Source organism: Providencia sp. PROV040 (assembly GCF_032706145.1).
In the GTDB taxonomy this organism is placed as follows: Bacteria; Pseudomonadota; Gammaproteobacteria; order Enterobacterales; family Enterobacteriaceae; genus Providencia; species Providencia hangzhouensis.
The window spans coordinates 1,633,229-1,656,651 of sequence record NZ_CP120530.1; the positions used below are offsets into that span (position 1 = coordinate 1,633,229).

Sequence of the window (23,423 nt, forward strand, 5' to 3'; positions counted from 1 at the left end):
CTCAAGGTAGATGGATGTCATCTCTCTTGAGCTATGTTAGGCAAACACATATGTTCATCTGTTATAAATCTTAAGTACGTTCACGATAGGGTAGGGAAATGGTTAAGGTATCTTTGCAAAAAGACAAAATTAAATTTTTACTGCTAGAAGGTGTGCACCAAAGTGCGGTTGATAACTTAAAAGCTGCGGGCTACACCAATATTGAATATCACAAAAGTGCGTTATCCGACGAAGAATTAAAAGAAGCGATTAAAGATGCACGTTTTGTAGGTATCCGTTCCCGTACTCATCTTACTGAAGAAATTTTTGCAGCAGCAGAAAAACTTGTTGCAGTGGGTTGCTTTTGTATCGGCACCAACCAAGTTGATTTAGATGCTGCGGCAAAACGTGGTATCCCTGTATTTAACGCACCATTTTCGAATACACGTTCCGTTGCAGAAATGGTATTAGGCCAATTATTACTTTTACTACGTCGTATTCCTGAAGCTAATATGCAAGCACACCGTGGTGTTTGGGAAAAACAAGCGAAAGGCTGTTTTGAAGCGCGTGGTAAGCGTCTTGGTATTGTTGGATATGGCCACATTGGTACTCAGTTGGGGATCTTAGCTGAGGGTATCGGTATGAATGTTTTCTTCTATGATATTGAAAACAAACTACCATTAGGTAATGCAACTCAAGTTCGTTCTTTAACTGAACTTTTGAATATGAGCGATGTGGTTAGCTTACATGTCCCTGAAACCCCAAGTACGAAGAATATGTTTGCTAAAGAACAATTCGACCGTATGAAGCCTGGTTCTATATTCATTAACGCATCACGTGGAACAGTTGTGGATATTCCTTCACTGGCAGCCGCATTGGAAAGCAAACATTTATCAGGTGCTGCAGTGGACGTATTCCCAAGTGAGCCAGCGGCAAATAATGACCCTAATGACCCATTTACCTCTGAATTAATTAAGTTCGATAATGTGATTTTAACGCCGCACATTGGGGGCTCTACAGAAGAAGCTCAAGAAAATATTGGGTTAGAAGTGGCTAGTAAGTTGGCGAAATACTCAGACAATGGTTCAACACTATCTGCGGTTAACTTCCCCGAAGTTTCCCTGCCTGTCCATACTGAAGATACCAACCGTTTCTTGCATATTCATGAAAACCGTCCAGGTATTTTGAACAGCATCAACCAAGTATTTACTGAAAATAACATTAACGTTGTTGGCCAGTATTTACGTACATCAGGCAACGTAGGTTATGTGGTTATTGATGTATTAATGCAAACGCCAAACCAAACAGATGAAGCACTCCAGAAATTAAAAGATTTGCCTGGAACCATTCGTGCGCGTTTACTGTTCTAAGTTACGCTAAAAATTGTGTGAAATAATGGCGCGGGTGTTTATGACCAGCGCCATATTTTTTGCGGCGTAATAATTTCGGGTAAAGGAACATCCCAGTGTGCGATGGGGAGTTTTTCTACTTGCTGGCAATTATGGGCAAGGCCAATTGGATAAAAACCGGTTTTTTGCCAATTTGCTAGAGTCCTATCATAGAACCCACCTCCCATACCTAACCGTTGCCCTTGAGTATCAAATGCCACTAATGGGATAAGCATGATATCCAGTTTCTCAAATGGTAGCACATCTCTAACATCAAGCGGTGGTTCATCAATATTAAATCGGTTTTTAACGAGTTGGCTATCGGGGCGATAGTGAAGAAATAATAAATGGTGACGACTAAAAGGATGTAAAACAGGGAGATAGACTTGTTTGCCTTCAGCCCAGAGCGCCTGAATAAGCGGTTTAGTATCAATTTCGCCATCAAAAGAAAGAAACAAAGCAATCGTGTTGGCTTGTGCTATTTTCGGGTGGTTTAATGCATTATGCATGAGTTGTTCCGCAGCGTCATATTGCTGCTGAGCGCTTAATTGACGACGTGCTTGGCGGATTGTTTGACGTACCTGCTGGCGTTGGGTCGAGAGGGAGTCTTGCATGTGATAACCTGTTATATATGCGATAAAAAACAGTTAACCAAGAAAGTAAATTACTTAAAGTATATCGCAAGATGAAAGGTTATGTAGAAAACAAATGAAAAATAAGCAGGAACTTAATTGAGGGTCTCCAAGATGCCGTTGTAGGCTGTAACCCTTGAACCCTTGGTTCAAGGTGAACGCAGTTTAGCAACCTTTAGGCTTCCTGAGCGAATCAGGCATGCTCACCAGCGCCATAACCACATTCTATTTAGTTGAAATATCGGCTCAGGGGACTCGCCCACTCACGCGCATCTCAGAGAAATTTGGTTTGAGAACTTATCGTTACTCAGTGATTTCATTGTACGAAACTAGATTTAAAATGCAACCTTAATTTTGTATATTTTTTTCTACTAGTGTCTGATTAATAAGCAGATTTACTCTAAGGGCAATACCTGCCTCTCAGTAATTTTCACCTGATCGTGCAACGCTTGTTCGATTGTGTGCTGCAACATTTTTATTTTCTCTTCCATATTATAAGCATAATCACGCGTTTTTGTCTTTTCTTGTGCTAATTCGTGACAGACGTTCAATGCTACGATAAAAATAAGTTGTTCCATATTGGTCACACCGCTTCTATCTTTCAGATTTTGCAAGCGTTGTTCTAATTCTTTAGCCGACTCAAGAAGGGCTTCTTTTTGTTCTGATGGGCAGTTAACTCGCATTGAACGCCCGAAAATCTGGATGTCGACAGGTTGTGCGGACATGATACCTCCATACTGAATAATACTCGCCATAAATACATCATATTTGGCGCAATTAATAGATAAGACAAAAGCATACTGGTCTAGCGGCTATCCTTGATGGTAGCATATCACGAATCATAAGCTAACATGACGAATTCAGATGTCTATACAAAAATCTTTACCAAACTATGAATCACTGGACAAACTACTGCAACAGCACTCAATCGCACTTACTGCCGCGGAGATCCATGGTCTAATAACCGGGTTGATCTGTGGTGGGGGACGTGATCAAAGCTGGCAAACGTTAGTCCATGACCTTGCTAACGATGGTTTAGCTTTTCCACAAACCGTTTCACAGCCACTGCGAGAACTTTTTGATACCACGTTTGAAGCACTTGATGATAGCGAGTTTGCATTTACTATGCTATTTCCTGACGAAGATGCTTCTGTTTTTGACCATGCTGATGCGCTAGCTGGCTGGGTAAATCACTTTTTATTAGGTGTTGGTGTTACACAACCGAAACTGGCTGATAAAAAAGAGATAAGCGAGGTTATCACAGATTTACGCAATATTGGTATGCTTGGTTATGATGAAGACGAAGACCAAGAAGAACTCGAGCAAGCGTTAGAAGAAGTGGTGGAGTATGTCAGGGTGGCGGTGCAATTATGTTACATTGCATTGATTGAGCCAACTAAAGGCCAAGGCCCAACCGCAGTAGAAAATGATAAGCCAGTTCTTCATTAGTTTCTTTTAACGTGTAACGTGAGTTTTCAAAGCCACTTAACTTTATCGGACGATATTATATTATTGATAAAATTAAGTGCTTGAAAACGGGGTGTATCCAGTTTTAAGTCATTTCGCCAGTGTATGTTGTTATGTGATTGGTTAAACACAAGCAATATATTCAGCAATCTAATTATTCTGATAATAAGGCAAAAACGGTATGAATAAACAGGAATTTATTTCTCGTCGCAATGCATTATTGGCTCAAATGCAACCAGGCAGTGCAGCAATTATTTTCTCAGCGCCTCCTGCGCAGCGTAATGCGGATTGCGAATACCCGTACCGTCAACACAGTGATTTCCTTTATTTGACGGGGTTTAGCGAACCTGAAGCCGTATTAGTGTTGATTAAGAGCGATGAAAAACATAGCCATTCTGTTCTTTTTAACCGTGTTCGTGATTTAACTGCTGAAATTTGGTTTGGTCGCCGCCTTGGCCAAGACGCCGCACCTGAAAAGTTAGGTATCGACAAAGCGTTACCTTTCAATGAAATAGAAGAACAACTTTATCAATTACTGAACGGCCTCGATGTGGTTTATCATGCACAGGGGGAGTTTGCCTATGCCGATAAATTAGTATTTGATGCCTTAGATATTTTACGTAAAGGCAGCCGCCGTCACTTACGAGCGCCACAAACATTGGTAGATTGGCGGCCGATTGTCCATGAAATGCGCTTATTTAAGTCAGAAGAAGAAATTAATACTCTGCGTATGGCTGGGCGAATTTCTGCTCTCGCACACGTTAGAGCCATGGAAACTTGCCGACCTAATATGTATGAATACCAACTTTGTGGTGAGTTAGAACACGAATTTACTCGCCATGGTGCACGTTTCCCTTCGTACAACTCCATTGTGGGTAGTGGTGAAAATGCCTGTATTTTGCATTACACCGAAAATGAGAGCCTAATGAAGGATGGCGAATTAGTCTTGATTGATGCAGGGGCAGAATTTGAAGGCTATGCAGGGGATATCACGCGTACTTTCCCAGTAAATGGCAAATTTAGCCAAGCGCAACGTGAAATTTACGATATCGTCCTTAAAGCGTTAAATACCGCGTTAGAGCTATACCGCCCGGGAACTAGTATTCATGAGGTGACTCGTGAAATTGTTCGTATCAAAACAGAAGGTCTCGTCGCACTTGGAATTTTACAAGGCGATGTGGATCAATTGATCGAAAACAAAGCATATCAGCCATTCTTTATGCATGGTTTAAGTCATTGGTTAGGGTTAGATGTACATGATGTAGGTTTTTATGGCACAGACCGCGACCGTACACTTGAAGTGGGGATGGTATTAACTGTTGAGCCTGGTTTATATATTGCTCCAGATGCCGATGTGCCACCACAATATCGCGGAATTGGTGTACGTATCGAAGATGATATTGTTATCACCGAAAACGGAAATGAAAACTTAACAGATTTAGTCGTGAAAGACCCTGATGAAATTGAAGCCCTAATGGCGGCAGCAACGCACAATTTAGGGTAGCTGTCAGTCATCATAGAAAGGTAATAAACAACGCATGAATGTGATCATCGTGGGGGGCGGTATGGCGGGTGCAACATTAGCACTGGCGATATCATCCCTTAGCCAAGGAAAATTATCGGTTTCATTAATCGAGGCAGCTTTGCCTGATGGCAAACATCCGGGATTCGACGCACGTGCGATTGCGCTAGCCCACGGTACTTGCCAGTCGTTAGCAAAAATAGGCATTTGGCCTGCTTTAGCGGATTGTGTGACCCCCATTAATCATGTTCATGTGTCTGATAGAGGCCATGCTGGTTTTGTGAATATCGCAGCCGATGATTATCATATCGATGCTCTAGGCAATGTTATTGAACTGCACGAAGCTGGTGCCCGCCTATTTTCATTGTTACGTAAAGCCCCCGGTGTAACCCTTTATTGCCCTGCAAAAGTAGAAAATGTTTATCGTGAACAAGAGATTGTGACGGTCACCTTGGATAATGGAGATAAGGTGACAGGGGAATTACTGATTGCTGCGGATGGCAGCCATTCCGCGATTGGTAAAGCCTGCCATATGCAATGGCAACAGGACGATTATGGGCAAGTGGCTATTATCGCGAATGTGAAAACCGCCATAGACCCACAAGGCCAAGCCTTTGAACGCTTTACGGAATTTGGCCCATTAGCCTTGCTGCCAATGTCACAAGGCCGTAGTTCATTGGTTTGGTGTCATCAGCAAGAACAAGCTGACACAATTAGGTCTTGGGATGATGAGACATTCAAGGATAAATTACAGCAAGCATTCGGCTGGCGGCTAGGCGAAATCGTCATGGCCGGTAAGCGTCATTGTTATCCATTGGTATTACGTAAGGCGCTTAACCCTGTTAGTCATCGAGTCGTGTTAGTGGGGAACGCTGCTCAGACCCTGCATCCTATTGCGGGGCAAGGCTTTAATTTAGGTATCCGTGATGTGATGCAACTGGCTCACATTGTGGTAGATGCAAACGCGAAAGGGCAAGACATTGGCCGTTATTCATTACTCAGCCAATACCAGCAAGCCAGAGCGTTAGATAGAGACAAAACGGTTACGATAACCGACGGTTTGGTTCGTTTATTTGCGAATCGCTGTTTACCGCTTATTGTCGGGCGTAACTTAGGTTTAATGGCAATGGAAATGTTACCGCCAGCTCGTGATGTTTTGGCTCGCCAAACATTGGGTTGGGTTGCACACCAATAACCACGAAATAAAGAGGAATAAAAAATATGCAATCATTTGATGTGGTTATCGCCGGTGGTGGTATGGTTGGGTTAGCAGTCGCTTGTGGGCTTGAAGGGAGTGGGCTTCGTGTTGCGGTAATTGAGACTCATCCACCCAAGCTGCCATTTAGTGTAGCAGAGCCGCATGCATTAAGGGTATCTGCTATTAATGCGGCAAGTGAAAAGTTACTGACCCACTTAGGTGTATGGTCAACTATTAAAGGAATGCGAGCTTCTGCATATAATGGCATGGAAGTTTGGGATAACGATAGCTTTGGGCGTATTTCTTTTACCGCTCAAGAACGTAACCTGACGCATTTAGGGCATATTGTTGAGAATAATGTTGTACGTGATGCACTATGGCAAAAGGCGTCTCAGCTTCGCGATGTGACATTATTAGCCCCCGCAACAATTAAAAAAGTGGTGTGGGGAGAAAATGATGTTTTCATTACGTTAGATGATGAAAACATGTTAACGGCACGGTTGATTGTGGGGGCTGATGGGGCAAACTCGTGGTTGCGTAGCCATGCTGATATCCCATTAACTTTTTGGGATTATGAACATACCGCGTTAGTTGCTACGGTCCGAACTGAAAAACCTCACGAAGGTGTTGCTCGCCAAGCTTTTGATGGTGAAGGTATTTTGGCGTTTTTACCATTAAGTGACCCACATCTTTGCTCGATTGTCTGGTCTCAATCTGCCACTGAAGCAGCTAGGCGTCAATCTTTAGAACCTGCTGATTTTAATAAAGAACTGGCGGTTGCATTTGATGTTCGTCTGGGTCTTTGCCAAGTGGAAAGTGAGCGATTAACCATTCCTCTCACAGGGCGTTATGCAAGGCAATTTGCAGCTCAACGCTTAGCTCTGTTGGGGGATGCGGCACATACCATCCATCCATTAGCAGGCCAAGGGGTTAACCTTGGTTTTATGGATGTAGCTATGTTGATTGGTGAAATTAAACGTTTGCACCGCGAAGGTAAAGACTTTGGTCAATATTTATACTTGCGTGATTACGAGCGCAGCCGTAAGCACAGTGCAGCGTTGATGTTAGCTGGTATGCAAGGCTTCCGTGAATTGTTTGATGGCAATAACCCTGCGAAGAAATTACTTCGTGATATCGGGCTAGTTTTAGCGGACAGCTTACCGGGTGTTAAACCGCAATTATTGAACCATGCGATGGGGCTGTTTGATATGCCGAAGTGGCTGGAACAGTTACAAGTCGAAGACACTCTCTAAATCCCTTTCTGCAAAGGCACTATCTTATAAATTGTGCCTTTTTCTTTTTTAATTTCAATATACAAAGTGTCATCACTGGTTTCTGTATACGAAATAACCCTGCCGATCTTGTTTTAGTATGAATAGCAGACTTTTCTCTTTTTATCATGACTGAAAAAAACTAATTACATTCATTTTTCGCATTAGTTTTATTTATATTGGTGTGATGAGTTTTATTGGCGAAGCTATCATTTAAATTCTTTAATTGATGATATTTTGAGCTTCTAGACGCTAAATGTAAGGGTTTTGAGTGATCATTCTCAATTATTTAACAAAAAGCACTGGCAAAATCAGAGCGCAATCAGTAATACAGATGGATAGTCGCCCTATTTTTTTTTATAGAATAGAACTGCAAACAGTGGTAGGTTTTTTAAAAGTTATCGTTTGCGTCGGGTTAAAATTATCTCGCGACTTTGTTGCAGATGGATAATTTTCACTACGCAATCACCCTGTCATATTAATTAATAATGTAAAGAGGGTATTCATGGTAAAGCAAACAACGCTATATGATGAACATATAGCCTGCGGTGCAAAAATGGTCGATTTTCATGGTTGGATGATGCCGTTGCATTATGGTTCGCAGATCAATGAACATAATTTTGTCAGAACCGAAGCAGGGATGTTTGATGTTTCCCATATGACTATTGTCGATTTACACGGGGAAGGCTGTCGTGATTTTCTTCGTTATCTTCTCGCCAACGATATCAATAAACTTACAGAGCAAGGTAAAGCCTTATATACAGGCATGCTGAATGCTTCAGGTGGTGTTATTGATGACCTGATTGTGTATTACCTCGCTGATGACTTTTATCGTCTCGTCGTCAACTCAGCAACACGCGATAAAGACCTCGCTTGGATTGAACAACATGCTAAAGGTTATGCCGTTGAAATTCGTGTTCGCGATGACTTAGCGTTATTAGCTGTCCAAGGGCCGCAAGCACCAGAAAAGGTTCATTCATTACTGAGTTCGGAACAAAATAGCGCCATTGAAGGAATGAAACCATTTTATGGTATTCAAACTGGAGATTTGTTCATCGCAACCACGGGCTATACCGGCGAAAAAGGTTATGAAATTGCTATGCCTAAAGAGCAGGTCGTTGAATTTTGGCATAAACTGCTTAAGGCAGGGGTACACCCAGCGGGCTTAGGGGCGCGGGATACTTTGCGCCTTGAAGCCGGTATGAACCTATATGGGCAAGATATGGATGAAACGATTTCACCATTAGCCGCGAATATGGGATGGACGATCTCTTGGAAACCAGAAGATCGCCAATTTATTGGCCGTGAAGCATTGGAAAAATTACGCGAACAAGGTACTGAAAAACTTGTCGGTATTGTGATGCGTGAAAAAGGTATACTGCGTGCAGGGCAAGTTGTTCGCTTTACTGATGAACTGGGGAAACTACAAGAAGGGGTAATAACCAGTGGCTCTTTCTCGCCAACCCTTGGCTTCAGTATTGCGTTAGCGCGTGTCCCGAACGGAATTCAAGACAAAGCAATTGTTGAAATCAGACAAAGAGAAATGCCAGTTGAAGTTGTTAAACCGGGCTTTGTCCGTGAAGGTAACTGCTTAGTGTAATTTGGGCGAATCTGATTAATAAATTTAAAAATTGAGAGGCTAATGATGAGCAATACACCTAAAGAATTAATGTACACCCGTGAACATGAGTGGCTGCGCGATGAAGGTAATGGTGAATTTACAGTTGGTATCACCGAACATGCGCAAGAAACGTTGGGTGACATGGTGTTTGTTGATTTACCCGAAGTGGGAACGGCGGTAAGTGCAGGTGATGACGTTGCAGTCGTCGAATCAGTTAAAGCAGCATCTGATATTTACGCACCACTGAGTGGCGAAATTGTGGCGGTTAATAGTGAGTTGAATGACGCGCCAGAACTCGTAAATGAACAGCCGTATCAAGAAGGTTGGATTTTCCGCATTAAAGCATCTGATACCGCAGAGCTGGCGGATTTGATTGATGCGGCGGGGTATACTTCTATGATTGAAGCCGAAGAATAGTTTATTCGTCATATTTTGTGTTGTGGCGGTGTTGGCTGCACTCGACAACTCGGGTCACATACTTGTGTATGTTCCCCAAGATTGTCTACGTTTGCCGCCTAGCCACAACGCAAACTATTTAGAATAAACACTTTTTAGTGATAGCCATAAGATGAGCTATTTAGAGGATTGATAAAATCTAATTAGTTAGAAACAAGAAACAACCGCAATATCATTGATTTTAAGCGTTATCTCGCAAGTTCCGTAATAACCGCCCTACAACTTATGCATAGCAGACAAAGGATGGGAACACAGATATGTCGATGTCACTGAGTCAATTAGAAAATCGTTCAGAATTCATTTCGCGCCACATTGGTTCATCAGAACAACAATTAAAAACCATGTTAGACACCGTGGGTGCAACGTCATTAGATGCCCTGATGGACAAAATTGTCCCCAAAGCCATTTTGCTTGCAGAACCGCCAAGAGTGGGGGGGGGAGCAACTGAACAAGAAGCTTTAGCGGAATTAAAAGCAATAGCGTCACTCAATAAACGCTACAAAAGTTATATTGGTATGGGCTATGCCCCTGCTGTGCTTCCGCCAGTTATCTTACGTAATTTATTAGAAAACCCAGGTTGGTATACCGCTTATACGCCATATCAACCGGAGGTGTCACAAGGCCGTTTAGAATCATTACTGAATTTTCAACAGTTAACTATCGACCTTACGGGGTTAGACCTCGCTTCTGCATCGTTATTGGACGAAGCCACCGCTGCGGCAGAAGCTATGGCGATGGCAAAACGGATCAGCAAACTGAAAGATGCAGATCGTTTCTTTGTGGCGGATGATGTTCATCCGCAAACTCTGGATGTTGTTCGCACACGTGCGGGGACTTTTGGTTTTGAAGTGATTGTGGATAGCGCAGAGAAAGCACTGGAACACGAAGGTATTTTTGGTGTGTTACTTCAACAGGTTGGCACGACAGGTAATGTCCATGACTACAGTTCGCTATTTGCCCAATTAAAAGAGCGTAAAATTGTCAGTTGCGTTGCAGCAGATATGATGGCGCTAGTATTGCTCACTGCACCGGGTAAGCAAGGGGCGGATATTGTCTTCGGTTCAGCGCAGCGTTTTGGCGTCCCGATGGGGTATGGTGGGCCACATGCGGCCTTCTTTGCTTGTCGTGACGAATTTAAACGGGCAATGCCGGGACGTATTATCGGTGTGTCACGGGATGCAGCAGGTAATACCGCACTGCGTATGGCGATGCAAACCCGTGAACAACATATTCGCCGTGAAAAAGCGAACTCGAATATTTGTACATCCCAAGTGCTGTTAGCCAATATCGCAGCCATGTATGCGGTTTATCATGGGTCAAAAGGGCTGAAAATAATTGCAGAGCGTATTCATCGCTTCAGCACTATTTTTGCCAAGGCATTAGCAGACGCAGGTTTTACATCACGCCATAAAACTTGGTTTGATACGTTATGTATTGAAGTCGCTGACAAAACAGCGGTGCTAGCTCGTGCTGAAAAAGCCAAAGTGAATTTACGTACTGATATTCGTGGTGCAGTTGGCGTGACTTTTAGTGAAATCACGACTCGCCAAGATTTAAATGAATTGTTTGCGGTGATCACAGGTGTTGAAACTAAGTTAGATTTTGAAAAACTAGACCAATCTGTTTCAGCGACAGAGCAAGCGATCCCAAGCTCTATGTTACGTGATGATGAAATTTTAGCTCATCCAAATTTTCATCGTTACCATAGTGAAACCGAAATGATGCGCTATATGCATAGTTTAGAGCGTAAAGATTTAGCCTTAAACCAAGCTATGATCCCTCTGGGTTCTTGTACGATGAAGCTTAATGCGGCTGCGGAAATGATCCCAATTACTTGGCCTGAATTTGGCGAGCTACACCCATTCTGCCCACCTGAGCAGGCTCAAGGTTATCACCAAATGATAGAGCAACTTTCCCATTGGTTAGTGCAATTGACTGGTTATGATGCAGTTTGTATGCAACCTAACTCAGGGGCTCAAGGTGAATATGCCGGTTTATTGGCTATTCGTCGCTATCATGAGAGTCGCAATGAAGGGGAGCGAAATATTTGTTTGATCCCGGCTTCTGCTCACGGTACCAATCCTGCCTCTGCGCATATGGCAGGTATGGAGGTGGTGGTAGTGCGTTGTGATGATGAAGGTAATATCGATTTAACGGATTTACGTGAAAAAGCTCAGCAACATAGCGAAGCACTTTCTTGTGTGATGGTAACTTATCCATCAACCCACGGGGTATATGAAGAAAGTATTCGTGAAGTGTGTGAAATTATTCACCAATATGGTGGGCAAGTATATCTTGATGGTGCAAATATGAATGCTCAGGTTGGGTTAACAACACCGGGCTTTATTGGTGCGGATGTTTCTCACTTGAATTTGCATAAAACATTCTGTATCCCTCACGGCGGTGGCGGCCCAGGTATGGGGCCTATCGGTGTGAAAAAACACTTGGCACCGTTCGTACCGGGGCATTCTGTGGTTGAGCAAGAAATGTTAACTGACCAAGGTGCGGTATCTGCAGCCCCATTTGGCAGTGCATCAATTTTGCCAATTAGCTGGATGTATATTCGGATGATGGGCTCTTATGGTCTACGTAAAGCTAGCCAAGTTGCTATTTTAAATGCGAATTATATTGCCAAGCGTCTTTCTGGCCGTTATGACATTTTATATACAGGGCAAGAAGGCTATGTTGCCCATGAATGTATTGTCGATTTACGCCCAATTAAAAGAGATACGGGTATCAGTGAGCTCGATATTGCTAAGCGCTTAATTGATTATGGTTTTCATGCGCCAACCATGTCTTTCCCTGTAGCAGGGACATTAATGATTGAACCGACAGAGTCTGAAAGCATAACTGAAATTGATCGGTTTATTGACGCCATGTTAGCGATACGCGATGAAATTGACCAAGTCGTGAAAGGGCAGTGGACACTAGAAGATAACCCTCTCGTGAATTCGCCTCATGTGCAAACGGAGCTAGCCGGGGAGTGGCCTCATAGTTATAGCCGTGAACTCGCAGCATTCCCAACAGCACAAACGAAAGCGAATAAATACTGGCCAGCAGTAAAACGGCTTGATGATGTGTATGGGGATCGTCATTTACACTGTTCATGTGTGCCGATTGAAGATTATATGTAGGAATATATCGCACACTTCCATTATATAATGTGAATTAAATACTCTTTAGGCTTGATTTCGGTGAGTTACTGAATTCAAGCCTTTATTTATTTAGGATTTATTTAACCTAAATATTGTGAGATACCCGTATAATTTTTACCTTGGTGTAGCTTTTCCACATCACCTGTTTCTATAATGACTCGGTAAATCCCTCCATTAAGGTCAGCCACATACATCAGTTGTGCAGGCTTATCATATGTGAGTCCAATAGCCTCTTTAAAACCACGGCTTATCACCTTGTAATGGCTTAATCCATCAGCAGAAATATTGGCACAATTTAAGCTATTACCATCGGGCTCAGCGCCTCTATCTGTCCAATATAAAATATGGTTTTCTTTATCAAGCAATAAATCAATAGGTTCGGGGAGGTCTTGAAGGAGTAATTGAATATCGTTTCGTTGATTGGCCGATTGTTGGATTTTAGGCGTTAATGGCACCCTAAAAATACGACCTAAATTACCTTTAGGGGTCCCTTTCTGAGTCCAGTAAATCCAATTATTTGTGACATCAACAGTAATGCCAACACATTGGTCTAATATATCTACTTTATTGTGTTTATCTCGGGGTCTTGCTACATGGACGAATAAATCAGAACCATCAATATTACATGATGAAACCATACCACCTTCACGGTCACACCAATATAATCGTTGATTTACTAAATCAAGATGCAATTGTTTTGGCGTTCTTATCTTTCCGTTGCCTACTAGTATTTTTCTGCCAGTACCATCAAAATTCATCACATTAATGGAACCATCGTCAGCCTCATAATCTTCACCCATATTACTCCAATAAATTAATCGGTTAGCAGGGTCAACGGCAATACCATCAGGAGTCCCACCGAGTCCTTCGATAATTGGAATTGTTTGATGTGTTGATTTATTGAATTGAATTATAGCGGGTGAATGGACATCTAGAAGTAAAAGATAAGGATTTGAATATTCATTGAATTTTTCCATTTTAAACCTCTCTGGTAAATGTTCAATGATAAAGATAGGAGCGATATTAATAATTGGCAAGTTATTAATATTGATATTTCTATATAAGTCGAGATTAATAATTATTAAAAAATATAAAGTAGTTCATTATTTAAATCAAAATAATAAATTAGTGAAAAGTATATCTTGCTGTGGGTAATACACATTAGATTAGATGAGTGTAACACGTTAAATAAAGCGGCTTTGTAGCCGCTTCTGACATAAATTACAGTAACCAGCCTTTTTGCTGAGCGAGTTCCAATTGTAATTTAAGTTGTTGATAAAATTCAGGTAGGATCTGCTGAATATAATCACATTTACTGAGGACTTGTTCCAGACGAATGTGGTTTTCGACCCAACTTTGGCCTTGATTATGCAGGTTCATCAGCATCGGCATCGCTCGGTCAATGGCATTCGCATACACAGATTCCGGGGTTTCTAATGCATCATATTCATTCCACAGAGCTAATAGCGTTTCATTTTGCGGGTTAGGCAGTAAGTTAAAAATACGCTTAGCCGCTTTAACTTCTTCTTCATGAATAGCATCACGAGCGGCATTATCAAATACCAATACATCACCTGCATCAATTTCAACAATGTCATGAACAAGGGCAAGTTTTATCGCATGTTCGATATTAATGCCTTGAACATAAGGTGCAAAACTCATTGCTGCAACGGCAAATTGCCAACTGTGTTCTGCTGTATTTTCTTGGCGTTCACGGTTCAATAACTTATTTTTACGATAAACACTTTTGAGTTTATCTAATTCCATCAAAAATTGGACGACTTCGGTAAAAGCCCCAAAATTAACCACCTCTACGGGCTTGTTACCTAATGCAGATGACATAAAAACTCCAATTAATTCTCTTCTAATGAATAAGGTAATGGTGCGATAGTTAGATGACTTTGCTCATCCCCCATAACACGGAAAACGCTATCCGCTTCCATATCGTTATTCATAATGACTTGCACATAAATTTCGCCGCTACCTAAGCGAATAGCAGCTAAAACAGTTCCTGTACGGCGCCATTTATCACCAAGCTGCCATTCCACACCTTCACCAACGACAGGAATAGTGGTACCTGTACCTTTTAAGGTGTACATCGCACGTTTATTTGCACCACGGAATTTTGCACGGGCAACCATTTCTTGACCGGTATAACAGCCTTTTTTAAAGCTAATACCATCAGGTAGGGCTTGTAAGTTGGTTGCTTGAGGTAAATGTTGGGCACTATTTTGTTGATCGATAACCGCAAAACCGGCTTCGATATCAAGGGCTAACCATTGTTCATCGTTGACCTGAATAGCACCTAAGGTTTGGGCCATTTTTTGTGCCGTTTCTTCGTTAGTGATCACTAAAAAACGCTCTGTGGGTAATGCAAAATGTAATATTGTGGAGGCGTCGTCTGTAACTACTTGGTTTTGAGCGTCAGGTAATGCAGTAAATAATGTTGCCAGTGCTTCTCTAGCGCCTTTACCCGCGACTCCGACTAATTTCAGTTCTGGTTTTTTTTCAAAGGTGACTTTCGAAAAAACAGCATATTTTTTCAGTTCGGCGAGTTGTGAGTCGGCAACGCTGGTTCTTAATAAATATGAGTAGCCATCTAAATGATGGAATAAGCGGAGGTCGCTCCACATCTTACCTTTAGGATCACAATGTGCTGTTAATGCATGTGATTGCTTGAGTGTGGCGATATCTGCGGTTACTTGGCCTTGCAGGTATTTTTCTGCATCGGCGCCGTGGAGGTGAATAAGTTCCCAGTTTTCCAGTGAAATCAAAACGAGTGGTAAAGACTGAGATCCGAGAGGGAATTGCTGTGTACTATCAATTTGGTTAGTCATGATTTCACCTGTTGTTCTTTGATAGATAAAGGTGCCTAATGGTAAAATAGCTAGATAACATTGCAAGTAGTTATTATGATGAAGCTGTATTATCTAATAGTTTTTTATCATCTGTTTGTAGAAAAACGGTATTTTACTACTAAAATTACAACAATGTAGTCTATAACATGTTTTCTTAGCGGATAATCTGTTAGAGTATGGAAAATAATCAATCTAATCAGTTAACTGCAAAAAAGGCCGTAGTAGAATGGATATTGAGAATAAAGCGCGAATTCATTGGGCATGCCGCCGTGGTATGCGTGAATTAGATATTTCAATCATGCCGTTTTTTGAGTATGAATATGATGACCTAACAACTCACGATAAGCAGGTATTTGTCCGTTTATTAGAATGTGCGGACCCTGATTTATTCAATTGGCTAATGAATCACGGTCGTCCAGATGATGACGAACTTTTTCGTATGATTAAACTGATTCAGGAAAAAAATAAAAATCGTGGTCCTGTGGAAATCTAATCTCTCCATTTCATGGAAAACCCAACTGTTCTCAACCTGTGTTCATGGGGTCATTGGGATGTTTTTACTATTGGCTCCATGGTCCCCTGGTAACTCAATGATATGGTTGCCGCTATTAGTGGTTGTCGTTGCGAGTTGGGCAAAGAGCCAGAAAAATATCAGTAAAATAAAAGGGGTTGCTGTACTGGTTAATGGCAATAAGGTTCAGTGGAAGAAAAATGAATGGAGAATACTGAAAGCACCTTGGCTTACCCGCTATGGTATATTACTGACACTAGAAGCGTTACAAGGTAAACCACAAAAGCTCCATTTGTGGGTTGCAAAAGACGCATTGTCGGAAGAGAATTGGCGTAATTTAAACCAATTATTGCTGCAATACCCTGATATTTAGGCTACCAAAATCATAGGTGATAAATCAAATTGGTAGCCTAGTGTAGGGTAGGTAACCCTCACTTTGGGGGTTCGATGAGCAAGTACATATAAACTTGCATCATAACAGCGCTTCAATTTCCTGAAAAATCTGCACACACCACTGCGCAATACGTTCATCGGTCTGTTCAAACTGGTGGACTTCATCTAATGCCAGCCCAACAAACATATCACCAGTTTCATTGAGTGGTTTAGGGCTATCAAAGGTATAGCCTTCAGTTGGCCAGAAACCGACAAATTTAGCGCCAGTTGGTTTTAGTTGATGATAGAGCATGCCAAGGGCATCAAGAAACCACTCGCCATAATCTATTTGGTCACCCAGTCCATACATCGCAATGATTTTATTTGCGAGGTTAAGATTGGGAAGCACTTCCCAAATTTCAAGCCAATCTTCCTGTATTTCACCAAAATCCCACGTAGGTATTCCCAAAATAAGAACATCATACTGTTCCATTTCTGTTGGCGGTGTATCGTTAACGTTATGCAATGTGACTAAATCATCGCCGAGAATATCACGTATTTTTTCTGCAACCATTTCGGTATAACAGGTACTAGAACCGTAAAAAAGACCTATTTTCATATATATTATTACTATGTCCAGCTATGGTTTTCATCATAAGAGAGATATTGTAACAGAAGCAGCCACATTCAGGCATAATAGAATCGTGTGGTATTATCTAAAGGAAGCTTATCTGTCGTGGAAACAAAACAACTTAATCCATTAATTGAACAATTTCTTGATACAATTTGGCTTGAACAAGATCTAGCCGAAAATACATTGGCTTCTTATCGTAATGACCTTCAACTATTAGATAAATGGCTTGATGCGCATCAGTTGCATTTAGAAAGTGTTCAATCCATTGACTTACAATCTTTTTTTGCGGAACGTATTGATTGTGGATATAAAGCAACCAGTTCAGCACGTTTATTAAGTGCGATGCATAGGTTATTTCAATATTTGTATCGGGAGAAAATCCGTCTGGATGACCCTTCTGCGGTGATTGCTGCCCCCAAAATTCCGCAGCGTTTACCCAAAGATTTAAGTGAAAAACAAGTTGAAGATTTATTAAATGCCCCTGCTACCGAAGATGCTTTAGAACTACGTGATAAGGCCATGTTGGAAGTGCTATATGCTTGTGGTTTGCGTGTTTCTGAATTAATCGGCTTAACTTTTTCAGATATTAGCTTGCGGCAGGGGGTTATTCGCGTTGTTGGTAAAGGCGATAAAGAAAGATTGATTCCGTTGGGGGAAGAGGCAATATATTGGCTAGAGAAATACATTGATGAAGGTCGCCCAGATTTATTAAATGGCAAAACTAGCGATATTCTATTCCCGAGTAAGCGTGGCACGAAAATGACTCGGCAAACGTTTTGGCATCGAATAAAATATTATGCAGTACTTGCACATATTGATAGCGAGCTACTCTCACCGCATGTTCTTAGACACGCATTTGCAACCCATTTACTCAATCATGGGGCAGATTTACGCGTGGTACAAATGTTGTTAGGTCATAGTGATCTTTCAACCACCCAAATTTATACTCATGTTGCTACTGAACGGTTACGAGTATTGCATGAGCAGCATCATCCAAGGGGGTGATGCATGATTAAAGGACTATCTATGAAACGCAAATTGTTATTATTGGCTGCTGCATGTATTGCAACGGTGACTTCCACGGTCTATGGGGCAACAGAAGAAAAAGTTATCCGTGATACTTTGGAAAAATACAACATGGTTGTTGAGGTAATTAAACCTTCGCCAATCGTTGGGCTGAATGTTGTTGAAACCACAACAGGGGTTGTTTATATCACTGATGATGGCAAATATTTATTGCAAGGGCCAATTTATGATATGAGCGGTAAAAATCCAGTCAATATCAGTAATCAGCCATTAATGAAAAAAGTAGAAGCGCTCAAAGATGAAATGATTATCTTCAAAGCCCCTCAGGAAAAGCATGTTGTGACAGTTTTTACCGATATTAGCTGTGGTTATTGTAAAAAATTACATGAATCTGTTGGTGAATTAAACAGCCAAGGTGTTACGGTGCGTTATCTGGCTTATCCACGCCAAGGTGCAGATAGCGATGTAGGAAAGAAAATGGCATCTATTTGGTGCAATGGCCTACAACAAAAAGCATTAACTCAAGCGTTTAAAGGTGAAGAAGTTGCCATGATTGAAGATTGCAAAATTGACCTAAGTAAACATATGAGTGTGGGTAATTTATTCAAAGTGACGGGAACACCAGCAATCATCCTACCGGATGGGCAATTACTGCCTGGCTACATGAAACCGGATGCCCTTGTTCAATTACTCAACGAAAAATAGTTAATTATTGTGAATGTAGAAACACTCTTACAACAAAGACAGCAGCAAAGTTCTGCCGCTCAACTTCCTGGCTTGCCTGAGCTATTACAACGAATTTACCAGCATCGGGGCATCACGGATATCAATCAGTTAGAGCGCAAAGCAGCTAATTTATTGGATTATCGGACATTATCGGGTGTTGATAAGGCATTGCCCCTACTTTATCGTGCGTTAAATGAACATGAAGCTATTACTATTGTTGGGGATTTCGATGCGGATGGAGCAACCAGTACGGCATTAGCTATTAGAGCTCTAAAATCAATGGGATATAAAAATATCAATTATATAGTTCCGAACCGTTTTGAAAATGGTTATGGATTAACGCCATTGGTTGTTGAAGAAGCCCGTAAACGTGGAACGAATCTCATTATTACCGTTGATAATGGCATCTCATCCCATGAAGGGGTTGCAGTAGCTAATCAATATGGAATGAATGTAATTATTACCGATCACCATCTGCCGGGGGAAACTTTGCCTGCTGCGGATGCGATAATCAACCCGAACTTAAATGAATGTTGCTTTGCATCTAAATCATTAGCTGGGGTTGGTGTCACATTTTATTTAATGTCTGCCTTACGTGCATATCTACGTCAGCAAGGGTGGTTTGTGCAGCAAGGGCTAGCAGAGCCTAATTTAGCCGAGTACCTTGATTTGGTTGCATTAGGAACTGTTGCAGACGTAGTTCCTCTTGATACAAATAACCGCATTTTAGTTCACCAAGGGCTAAATCGTGTTAGAGCTGGGCGCTGTTGCGCGGGTATTAAAGCCCTCATTGAGGTTTCCAAACGTGATTTACCAAGACTAGTGGCAAATGATTTTGGGTTTGCGCTTGGCCCTAGGCTAAATGCGGCAGGCAGATTAGATGATATGTCAGTGAGCATTGAATTATTACTGACAGACGATATGGCGTATGCAAGGGAACTGGCAAATGAGTTAGATGGGCTGAATCAAACTCGCCGTGAGATTGAAGCGGGTATGCAGCAAGAAGCGCTCGTGCTTTTTAATCAATTCGAATACGGTGAAAGCCAGTTACCAAATGGCTTAGCCATTTATCATCCTGAATGGCATCAGGGGGTTGTCGGTATACTCGCCTCAAGGATCAAAGAACAATATCATCGTCCTGTTATCGCTTTTGCTCCTGCGGGTGATGGTTTATTAAAAGGTTCTGGGCGTTCCATTCAGGGTGTCCATATGCGGGATGCATTAGAACGGTTAAATACATTACAACCCGGGATTATGCAAAAATTTGGTGGCCATGCAATGGCAGCAGGCTTAACTTTGCATGTTGATCAATTTGACGCTTTTAAACATCACTTTGAATTATTGATGGGTGAATTAGTTCAACCTGAGCAATTGGCTGGAGTAATCTGGAGTGATGGCGAACTTTCACGCAATGAGTTTTGTTTAGAAACTGCAGAACTTATTCGAGAAAGTGGCCCATGGGGACAAGCATTTCCGGAACCTATATTTGATGGTGAATTCCAATTATTACAGCAAAGGCTTGTTGGTGAGCGCCATTTGAAACTTATGCTGGAACCCATAAATGGTGGGCCAATGTTAGATGCAATTATGTTTAATATTGATGTTCGTCGATGGCCAGATAACAGCATCAAAAAAGCGAAAATAGCCTTTAAATTAGATGTGAACGAATATCGTGGACAAAAAAACGTCCAGCTAATGATTGAGCATATTTGGCCTGATTAAGCCTATCATAAACGGCGGAATAACCAGCAAATAGCGTTTGATGGCGCTATAAACATCAGATAAATTCCGCTATACTAAGCGGTTTGTGAATAAAAAATTATTTTTGACTAACCATAAGATATTGAAAAATGACGTTTGAAATAAACCCAGTAAAAAATAAGATTCAGGACCTGTCTGAACGGACAGTGGTTCTGAGGGGGTATCTTTGACTATGATGCCAAGAAAGAACGCTTAGAAGAAGTCAATGCTGAGCTTGAACAGCCTGATGTGTGGAATGAACCCGAGAGAGCGCAAGCCCTTGGTAAAGAACGCTCATCTCTTGAAGCAATTGTTGAAACGATTGACCAGATGACGCAAGGCCTTGAAGATGTTGAAGGTTTATTAGAGCTTGCGGTTGAAGCTGATGACGAAGACACATTCAATGAAGCTGAAGCTGAACTAGAGCAATTAGAAGGCAAATTAGAGCAACTTGAATTTCGCCGTATGTTCTCTGGCGAATACGATAGTGCAGATTGCTACATTGATTTACAAGCGGGTTCTGGCGGTACTGAAGCTCAAGATTGGGCAAGTATGTTATTGCGTATGTACTTGCGTTGGGCCGAGTCAAAGGGCTTTAAAACCGAGATTATCGAAGAGTCTGATGGTGATGTTGCTGGGCTAAAATCGGCAACAGTCAAAATTATTGGTGACTATGCCTACGGGTGGTTAAGAACGGAAACTGGTGTTCACCGTTTGGTTCGTAAGAGTCCGTTTGACTCAGGTGGGCGTCGCCATACTTCTTTTAGTTCTGCGTTTATTTATCCTGAAGTTGATGATGATATTGATATCGAAATCAATCCAGCGGATTTGCGTATTGATGTATACCGTGCATCTGGTGCGGGTGGTCAGCACGTAAACAAAACGGAATCAGCGGTACGTATCACACATATTCCAACCAATATTGTGACGCAATGCCAGAATGACCGTTCGCAGCATAAAAATAAAGACCAAGCTATGCGCCAGTTAAAAGCGAAGCTATACGAACTGGAAATGCAAAAGAAAAATGCAGACAAGCAAGCGATGGAAGAGAACAAATCTGATATTGGCTGGGGAAGCCAGATTCGTTCTTATGTCCTTGATGATGCAAGAATTAAAGATTTACGTACTGGTGTGGAAACGCGTAACACGCAAGCCGTACTGGATGGTGATTTGGATAAATTCATTGAAGCTAGTTTAAAAGCTGGCCTGTGAGGAAAAAATGTCTCAGGAACAACAAGGTGTTGAACAAGCACCTGATTTGAATAACGAACTTAAAGCTCGTAAAGAAAAATTAGCGGCACTGCGTGAAAAGGGTATTCCATTTCCAAACGATTTTCGTCGTGAAGATATTTCTGATAAAATTCATGCGCAATATGATGATAAAACCTCAGAAGAGCTTGAAGACCTAAATATTGAAGTGTCGATTGCTGGCCGTATGATGACTCGTCGTATTATGGGTAAAGCTTCGTTTGCGACGTTACAGGACGTTGGTGGACGCATTCAAATTTATGTATCGCGTGATGATTTAGCGGAAGGCATCTATAACGAACAGTTTAAAAAATGGGACTTAGGCGATATTTTAGGTGCTAAAGGCCGTTTATTTAAAACCAAAACGGGTGAGTTAACTGTTCATTGTCATGAAGTTCGTTTATTAACCAAAGCGTTGCGTCCATTGCCTGACAAATTCCACGGTTTATCAGACCAAGAAACACGTTATCGTCAGCGTTACCTTGACTTAATTGCGAATGATGAATCTCGTCATACTTTTATTGTTCGTTCTAAGATCCTAGCTGAAGTACGTAACTTTATGGTTAGCTACGGTTTTATGGAAGTGGAAACACCAATGATGCAGGTTATCCCTGGTGGTGCTTCTGCACGTCCATTTGTGACTCACCATAATGCATTAGATATCGATATGTATTTGCGTATTGCGCCTGAATTGTACCTCAAGCGCTTAGTTGTGGGTGGTTTTGAACGTGTATTTGAAATCAACCGTAACTTCCGTAACGAGGGGTTATCCCCACGTCATAATCCAGAGTTCACAATGATGGAGCTCTATATGGCTTATGCTGATTACCGTGATCTAATCGCATTAACAGAAGATTTGTTCCGTACACTGACACAAAAAGTGTTAGGTAATACTGTTGTTCAGTATGGCGAACAAGAGTTCGATTTTGGTAAGCCATTTACTAAAATGACGATGAAAGAAGCTATTTGCAAATATCGCCCAGAAACGAATGTTGCTGATTTGGATGATATGGATAAAGCGGTGGCAATTGCTCAGTCTATCGGTATTAAGATTGAAAAGAGCTGGGGCTTAGGCCGCGTACAGTGTGAAATCTTCGAAGAAGTTGCAGAAAGCCACTTGATTCAGCCAACATTTATTACTGAGTACCCAGCTGAAGTTTCACCGTTAGCGCGTCGTAATGATGACAACCCATTTATTACCGACCGTTTTGAATTCTTCATTGGTGGTCGTGAAATCGGTAACGGTTTCTCGGAATTAAATGACGCAGAAGATCAAGCTGAGCGTTTTGCTGAGCAAGTACGTCAAAAAGATGAAGGTGATGACGAAGCAATGTTCTATGATGAAGACTATGTCACCGCATTAGAACATGGTTTACCGCCAACAGCAGGTTTAGGCATCGGTATTGACCGTATGGTGATGTTATTCACTAACAGCCATACTATTCGCGATGTTATTTTATTCCCCGCTTTACGTCCTAGCAAAGCTTAAATACCATTATGCCCGGTTAATTCCGGGCATATATTTACATTTATAAGCAATCAATATTACTCTCCTCATGTTTTATTCAAGTGCTTCATTTTAGGTTGAAGATAAAACACCATTTACTAGACGTTAAATG

21 protein-coding genes and 1 other RNA gene are annotated in these 23,423 nt (G+C 41.6%); 15 read left to right on the top strand and 7 right to left on the bottom strand.

The genetic code is table 11. From position 1 onward, the window contains the following. Positions 1–98 precede the first annotated feature (98 nt). A complete protein-coding gene (gene serA, locus P3L40_RS07410) occupies positions 99–1,349 on the top strand; it encodes a phosphoglycerate dehydrogenase (protein ID WP_210853549.1) in 1,251 nt (416 codons plus the stop codon). 38 nt (positions 1,350–1,387) lie between these two features. Here the strand turns inward: serA and P3L40_RS07415 are convergent, their stop codons facing one another. The 3 genes from P3L40_RS07415 to zapA form a co-directional block, all read right to left on the bottom strand. Further along, entirely contained in the window at positions 1,388–1,981 is a 594-nt protein-coding gene (locus tag P3L40_RS07415) for a 5-formyltetrahydrofolate cyclo-ligase (protein ID WP_210853551.1), read from the bottom strand. A gap of 120 nt (positions 1,982–2,101) precedes the next feature. Further along, positions 2,102–2,283, bottom strand: a non-coding RNA gene (gene ssrS, locus P3L40_RS07420) — 6S RNA. Positions 2,284–2,394: 111 nt separating this feature from the next. Then, entirely contained in the window at positions 2,395–2,724 is a 330-nt protein-coding gene (zapA, locus tag P3L40_RS07425) for a cell division protein ZapA (RefSeq protein ID WP_004913067.1), read from the bottom strand. Between the two features lie 139 nt (positions 2,725–2,863). Between zapA and P3L40_RS07430 the strand changes: the two genes are divergently transcribed. The 7 genes from P3L40_RS07430 to gcvP all read left to right on the top strand — a co-directional run bounded on the left by P3L40_RS07430 (position 2,864) and on the right by gcvP (position 12,668). Next, positions 2,864–3,448 carry a YecA family protein gene (locus P3L40_RS07430; RefSeq protein ID WP_094962992.1) on the top strand — a complete coding sequence of 195 codons (585 nt, stop codon included), beginning with the start codon at positions 2,864–2,866 and terminating at the stop codon, positions 3,446–3,448. Between the two features lie 199 nt (positions 3,449–3,647). Continuing rightward, positions 3,648–4,970, top strand: a complete 1,323-nt coding sequence (gene pepP, locus P3L40_RS07435; protein ID WP_004261898.1) for a Xaa-Pro aminopeptidase — start codon at positions 3,648–3,650, stop codon at positions 4,968–4,970. A gap of 34 nt (positions 4,971–5,004) precedes the next feature. Next, entirely contained in the window at positions 5,005–6,183 is a 1,179-nt protein-coding gene (gene ubiH, locus P3L40_RS07440) for a 2-octaprenyl-6-methoxyphenyl hydroxylase (RefSeq protein ID WP_096863174.1), read from the top strand. A gap of 26 nt (positions 6,184–6,209) precedes the next feature. Beyond that, positions 6,210–7,439, top strand: coding sequence for an FAD-dependent 2-octaprenylphenol hydroxylase (gene ubiI / locus P3L40_RS07445; protein ID WP_136135324.1), 1,230 nt, complete (start codon positions 6,210–6,212; stop codon positions 7,437–7,439). Positions 7,440–7,962: 523 nt separating this feature from the next. Further along, positions 7,963–9,057 carry a glycine cleavage system aminomethyltransferase GcvT gene (gene gcvT / locus P3L40_RS07450; RefSeq protein ID WP_096863171.1) on the top strand — a complete coding sequence of 365 codons (1,095 nt, stop codon included), beginning with the start codon at positions 7,963–7,965 and terminating at the stop codon, positions 9,055–9,057. 45 nt (positions 9,058–9,102) lie between these two features. Next, positions 9,103–9,495, top strand: coding sequence for a glycine cleavage system protein GcvH (gcvH, locus tag P3L40_RS07455; protein WP_036958523.1), 393 nt, complete (start codon positions 9,103–9,105; stop codon positions 9,493–9,495). Between the two features lie 296 nt (positions 9,496–9,791). Beyond that, complete coding sequence (gene gcvP / locus P3L40_RS07460) at positions 9,792–12,668, top strand: aminomethyl-transferring glycine dehydrogenase (RefSeq protein WP_136135323.1); 2,877 nt, start codon at positions 9,792–9,794, stop codon at positions 12,666–12,668. A gap of 101 nt (positions 12,669–12,769) precedes the next feature. Here the strand turns inward: gcvP and P3L40_RS07465 are convergent, their stop codons facing one another. The 3 genes from P3L40_RS07465 to ygfZ form a co-directional block, all read right to left on the bottom strand. Continuing rightward, positions 12,770–13,666, bottom strand: a complete 897-nt coding sequence (locus P3L40_RS07465; RefSeq protein WP_168697689.1) for a YncE family protein — start codon at positions 13,664–13,666, stop codon at positions 12,770–12,772. A gap of 244 nt (positions 13,667–13,910) precedes the next feature. Further along, complete coding sequence (locus P3L40_RS07470) at positions 13,911–14,531, bottom strand: HD domain-containing protein (RefSeq protein ID WP_136135321.1); 621 nt, start codon at positions 14,529–14,531, stop codon at positions 13,911–13,913. 11 nt (positions 14,532–14,542) lie between these two features. Then, the gene (gene ygfZ / locus P3L40_RS07475; protein ID WP_112307213.1) at positions 14,543–15,526 is read right to left on the bottom strand and encodes a tRNA-modifying protein YgfZ; all 984 of its coding nucleotides are present in this window, start codon (positions 15,524–15,526) and stop codon (positions 14,543–14,545) included. A 247-nt stretch (positions 15,527–15,773) separates the two neighbouring features. On the opposite strand from ygfZ, the gene sdhE reads away from it, so the two are divergent. Then, on the top strand, positions 15,774–16,040 hold the full coding sequence (sdhE, locus tag P3L40_RS07480; protein WP_004261864.1) for an FAD assembly factor SdhE: 267 nt from the start codon (positions 15,774–15,776) through the stop codon (positions 16,038–16,040). Next, entirely contained in the window at positions 16,021–16,431 is a 411-nt protein-coding gene (locus tag P3L40_RS07485) for a protein YgfX (RefSeq protein ID WP_036958456.1), read from the top strand. Before sdhE ends, P3L40_RS07485 begins: the two co-directional genes overlap by 20 nt. A gap of 99 nt (positions 16,432–16,530) precedes the next feature. Here P3L40_RS07485 and fldB read toward each other — a convergent pair whose 3' ends face one another. After that, positions 16,531–17,049, bottom strand: coding sequence for a flavodoxin FldB (fldB, locus tag P3L40_RS07490; protein WP_136135320.1), 519 nt, complete (start codon positions 17,047–17,049; stop codon positions 16,531–16,533). A gap of 117 nt (positions 17,050–17,166) precedes the next feature. On the opposite strand from fldB, the gene xerD reads away from it, so the two are divergent. From xerD to lysS, 5 genes are all read left to right on the top strand, one after another. Further along, entirely contained in the window at positions 17,167–18,069 is a 903-nt protein-coding gene (gene xerD, locus P3L40_RS07495; protein WP_210853553.1) for a site-specific tyrosine recombinase XerD, read from the top strand. Between the two features lie 21 nt (positions 18,070–18,090). Continuing rightward, positions 18,091–18,795: a bifunctional protein-disulfide isomerase/oxidoreductase DsbC gene (dsbC, locus tag P3L40_RS07500; protein ID WP_096863312.1), complete on the top strand. Its 705-nt coding sequence runs from the start codon at positions 18,091–18,093 to the stop codon at positions 18,793–18,795. 9 nt (positions 18,796–18,804) lie between these two features. After that, complete coding sequence (gene recJ / locus P3L40_RS07505; protein ID WP_210853555.1) at positions 18,805–20,538, top strand: single-stranded-DNA-specific exonuclease RecJ; 1,734 nt, start codon at positions 18,805–18,807, stop codon at positions 20,536–20,538. Positions 20,539–20,666: 128 nt separating this feature from the next. Beyond that, positions 20,667–21,768 (top strand): peptide chain release factor 2 gene (gene prfB / locus P3L40_RS07510; protein WP_096863166.1). Its coding sequence is split into 2 segments (ribosomal slippage): positions 20,667–20,744 and positions 20,746–21,768, totalling 1,101 coding nucleotides; the frame shifts between segments, so codons are not numbered across the junction. A gap of 7 nt (positions 21,769–21,775) precedes the next feature. Next, positions 21,776–23,293 (top strand): lysine--tRNA ligase, encoded by a 1,518-nt coding sequence (lysS, locus tag P3L40_RS07515; protein ID WP_004261800.1) that lies wholly within the window; start codon positions 21,776–21,778, stop codon positions 23,291–23,293. The last annotated feature ends 130 nt before the right edge of the window (positions 23,294–23,423 follow it).

Coding starts and splice junctions, on each gene's coding strand:
- serA (WP_210853549.1), top strand. CDS start 99: ATGGTTAAGGTATCTTTGCAAAAAGACAAAATTAAATTTTTACTGCTA.
- P3L40_RS07415 (WP_210853551.1), bottom strand. CDS start 1,981: ATGCAAGACTCCCTCTCGACCCAACGCCAGCAGGTACGTCAAACAATC.
- zapA (WP_004913067.1), bottom strand. CDS start 2,724: ATGTCCGCACAACCTGTCGACATCCAGATTTTCGGGCGTTCAATGCGA.
- P3L40_RS07430 (WP_094962992.1), top strand. CDS start 2,864: ATGTCTATACAAAAATCTTTACCAAACTATGAATCACTGGACAAACTA.
- pepP (WP_004261898.1), top strand. CDS start 3,648: ATGAATAAACAGGAATTTATTTCTCGTCGCAATGCATTATTGGCTCAA.
- ubiH (WP_096863174.1), top strand. CDS start 5,005: ATGAATGTGATCATCGTGGGGGGCGGTATGGCGGGTGCAACATTAGCA.
- ubiI (WP_136135324.1), top strand. CDS start 6,210: ATGCAATCATTTGATGTGGTTATCGCCGGTGGTGGTATGGTTGGGTTA.
- gcvT (WP_096863171.1), top strand. CDS start 7,963: ATGGTAAAGCAAACAACGCTATATGATGAACATATAGCCTGCGGTGCA.
- gcvH (WP_036958523.1), top strand. CDS start 9,103: ATGAGCAATACACCTAAAGAATTAATGTACACCCGTGAACATGAGTGG.
- gcvP (WP_136135323.1), top strand. CDS start 9,792: ATGTCGATGTCACTGAGTCAATTAGAAAATCGTTCAGAATTCATTTCG.
- P3L40_RS07465 (WP_168697689.1), bottom strand. CDS start 13,666: ATGGAAAAATTCAATGAATATTCAAATCCTTATCTTTTACTTCTAGAT.
- P3L40_RS07470 (WP_136135321.1), bottom strand. CDS start 14,531: ATGTCATCTGCATTAGGTAACAAGCCCGTAGAGGTGGTTAATTTTGGG.
- ygfZ (WP_112307213.1), bottom strand. CDS start 15,526: ATGACTAACCAAATTGATAGTACACAGCAATTCCCTCTCGGATCTCAG.
- sdhE (WP_004261864.1), top strand. CDS start 15,774: ATGGATATTGAGAATAAAGCGCGAATTCATTGGGCATGCCGCCGTGGT.
- fldB (WP_136135320.1), bottom strand. CDS start 17,049: ATGAAAATAGGTCTTTTTTACGGTTCTAGTACCTGTTATACCGAAATG.
- dsbC (WP_096863312.1), top strand. CDS start 18,091: ATGAAACGCAAATTGTTATTATTGGCTGCTGCATGTATTGCAACGGTG.
- lysS (WP_004261800.1), top strand. CDS start 21,776: ATGTCTCAGGAACAACAAGGTGTTGAACAAGCACCTGATTTGAATAAC.